Annotated in this window: 1 protein-coding gene; it reads left to right on the plus strand. The window is 72.7% G+C overall.

Going from position 1 to position 1,090, the window contains the following annotated elements; translation table 11 throughout:
• Positions 1 to 44 precede the first annotated feature (44 nt).
• Positions 45 to 1,090, plus strand: a 1,046-nt coding sequence (locus tag ACOADB_RS15495; protein WP_378600312.1) for a GDSL-type esterase/lipase family protein, incomplete at its 3' end; no start/stop codon positions are given.

The following is a 1,090-nucleotide window of genomic DNA, read 5'->3' on the forward strand; positions in this document are numbered from 1 at the left end:
ACCGTCGTCGCCAGTTCCTGGGTGCGGTCTGCGGACTGCTGGCCATGACAGCCGGTCTGGCCCTGCCGGGCACGGCGCACGGTGCCCATGAGGAACCCGGCCTGCCCGGCGACGTCGTCCGCGTGCTGATCCTCGGCGACTCGGTCACCCAGGGTTCCTCGGGCGACTGGACCTGGCGCTACCGCTTGTGGCGCCATCTCCAGGACGCGGGTCTCGCGGTCGACTTCGTCGGCCCCCGCGACGACCTGTGGAACCTGCGCCCGAGTGGTCCCGGTGCGACGTCGTACGCCGACCCGGCCTTCGACCGCGATCACGCTGCTCGATGGGGGATGTGGAGCGGATTCCCGGACACACCGATCGCCACCCTGGTCGCCGATCACCAACCCGACGTGGTGGTGACCATGCTGGGCGTCAACGACCTCCTGTACGGCCGCGACCCCGAGGCGGTCGCCGCGGACACCGCCACGCTCGTCAGCGCGGCGCGCGAGGTGGACCCCGATCTCGCGTTCGTCGTCGCCGAGGCGACCCAACGCTGGTTCACGGGGGTGGAGACGCTCAACGAGGCCCTGCCCCCGGTCGTGGCCGGCCTGACGAGCCCGGCATCGCCCGTGGTCGTCGCCACGACGTCGGAGGGGTACGACGAGGAGCAGGACACCTGGGACGGCTCCCACCCCAACGCCCGCGGCGAGGTGAAGATCGCGGCGGCGATCGCGGACGCCCTGCACGGCCTCGGGTTCGGGCCTGCCGCGGCACGGCCACTGGCCATGCCGCCGGTCGGTCCGAGGGTCGGTGCCTCGCTGGCGTCGACGGCCCGCAATGGCGAGGGAACGCTGACCTGGCAGGGAGCCGCGGGAGCCACGACCCAGCTGTTGTGGGGCCGCGACAGCACGCTGGGCGAGCCTTGGCGCATCCTCGCCCACGACCTGCCTCCCGACGGATCGCGCGTCATCGCCCCACTCGTGAACGGCCACCGGTACCAGTACCGGATGCAGCCGGTGAAGGGTGACGACCTGCCCGAGGGCGAGGTCTTCTCGCCCGTGGTCGACGTCGTCCCCGTCGCTCCACCGCTCCCGCCCCCACCGGCACCCGT

Origin of the sequence: Nocardioides sp. CPCC 206348 (genome assembly GCF_048654705.1) — a bacterium.
GTDB lineage: Bacteria > Actinomycetota > Actinomycetes > Propionibacteriales > Nocardioidaceae > Nocardioides.